The 2,299-nt window shown below is 47.2% G+C and carries 1 protein-coding gene; it reads right to left on the bottom strand.

Annotation, left to right across the window (positions count from 1 at the left end):
• Positions 1–2,299: diaminobutyrate--2-oxoglutarate transaminase family protein (locus R7Q47_RS23225; protein WP_318089405.1), on the bottom strand; the 2,299-nt coding region annotated here is incomplete at both ends.

The raw sequence follows: 2,299 nt of genomic DNA, 5'->3' as shown, positions 1-2,299 counted from the left end.
CCAGTGCCTTCGGACCCACGTTTTGCATGGTCATAAAAACTTTCAATGCATCGAAACGTTTGGTTGTCGCGATAGATTTATCGACCAAGTTTGGTAGCTCATCGTGCTCACGATTCAAGTAATCTGCGTGATGAAGCAAGAACTTAAAGTTCGACTTGTCGTTCACCAAAAGTGCGCCACAGCTGATTGTTTGGTAGAACAATTTGTGGAAATCGACACTGATAGAGTGAGCGCGCTCAACGCCTTTCAGGCGAGACTTATGACTGCTAAGGATCAGCGCACCACCGTAAGCACCATCCACATGCATCCACATGTCGTGCTTGACTGCCATGTCGGCGATGAAGTCTAGGTCATCAATTGCACCGTGATCCGTCGTACCCGCAGTACCAACAATCGCAAATGGAATTAGCCCTTCAGCTTTCGCTTGCGCAATCACTTCATCTAGCTTCGTGATATCCATGGTGCCATCGGCGTTTGCATCCACAGTCATCACCGCTTTCTCACCAAGCCCCATCCAAGATGCAGACTTTTGAACTGTGAAGTGTGATTTCTTAGAACATACGATGCGAAGTTTGTCAGCGTAGTCAGGCAGACCTAACTTCTGGATTGAATGACCACTGAGCTTATCTGCGATCCAATCACGTGCCAGCATCAAACCCATTTGGTTACTTTGAGTGCCACCGCTAGTGAAAATACCATCGGCTTTTTCGCCTAAGTCGTACTTGCCACACAACCAATTGACCACTTTTTGCTCAACGTAAGTTGCAGAAGATGCTTGGTCCCATGAATCCATTGATTGGTTCAGTGCTGCAATCATCGCCTCTGCTGCAACAGCCGGCATTAAAGGAGGCGTATGCAAATGCGCGATACAATCAGGGTGTTGAGTGAAGATAGCGTTCTTTGCCACCAGCTCTGCCACATCATCGATTACGGATTTAAGTGACGCATTTTTGTTGTCTAGGTCAACCGCGTTGATCGCATCTTCTAACGCTTTAGGCTCCATACCTGAGTATGGTGCGTTAACTTGTTCAAACACTGACTTCATTGCAGCAGTTGTGTGGTTCATTACTGATGCAAACTCAGCACTGCCTAGTTCACCGGTATGGATGAAGTGCTTTTTCCACTCTTCTTGTGGTGCAGCTTCAACGTGGCTACCGCCTGCGGCGATGATCGCTTCTTCAAGCACACGTAATGCGAAGTCAATCTGTTCGAATGAAATGATAAGTGGTGGAAGGAAGCGAATAACAGAACCTTCGCGGCCGCCTTTCTCAACCATCAAACCACGCTCAAGCGCAGCACGTTGAATCGCTAGGGTCAACTGACCGTCAGCAAGAGGTTCACCAAACTTGTTAAGCTCGCCGTTAGGATTCTTGATTTCAACGCCTAGCATCAAGCCTTTGCCACGAACTTCAGCAATACAGTTAACACGTTTTTGGATGCTTTCGAGACCAAAACGTAGGTATTGGCCCGCAACGTTCGCATGCTCAACAAGGTTGTCACGTTGGATAATTTCAAGCGCTTTAGCACCTGAAACCATTGCAAGTTGGTTACCACGGAATGTGCCCGTGTGCTCGCCTGGCTTCCACGTATCGTGTTGCTTATTGATCACAAGCAGTGACATTGGCAAGCCGCCGCCAATCGCTTTAGAAAGACACAATACATCAGGCACGATACCCGCTTCTTCGAAAGCGAAGTTGTAACCAGATTTACCCACACCACACTGAATTTCATCAAAAATCAGTAGGATACCGTGCTCATCACAAATACGACGTAGTTCGCGCAACCAGAATGCTGGAGCAGGAATTACACCGCCCTCACCTTGAACTGGCTCTACGATGATCGCAGCAGGTTTCATGATACCCGCTTCATCATCGTTCAATAAACGCTCGATATAACGAATACTTGCTTTCGCACCTTCGTCACCGCCAAGACCAAATGGACAGCGTAGGTTGTATGGGAAAGGCATAAAGTGCACATCTGACATTAAGCCAGTACGACGCGCTTTTGTTCCTAAATTACCCATCATGCCCATCGTACCGTTTGTCATACCGTGATATGCACCACGGAAAGCAAACATGGTATTACGACCTGTCGTTTGTTTCGCTAGCTTGATCGCAGCTTCAACCGCATCAGCACCCGATGGTCCACAGAACTGAATAACACAGTTATCGCCCAGCTCTTGAGGAAGAAAAGACTTAACAGACTTAATAAAGTGAGTTTTAGCAGAAGTGGCAATATCAAGAGTTTGATAAGGCAGACCAGAGTCTAACTGCTCTTTTAACGCTTGGTTAATTTCAGG

This window comes from Vibrio sp. Vb0349, assembly GCF_033338975.1.
Note: the sequence above shows the minus strand (reverse complement) of the source record. Positions and strands in the feature narration are given on the sequence as shown.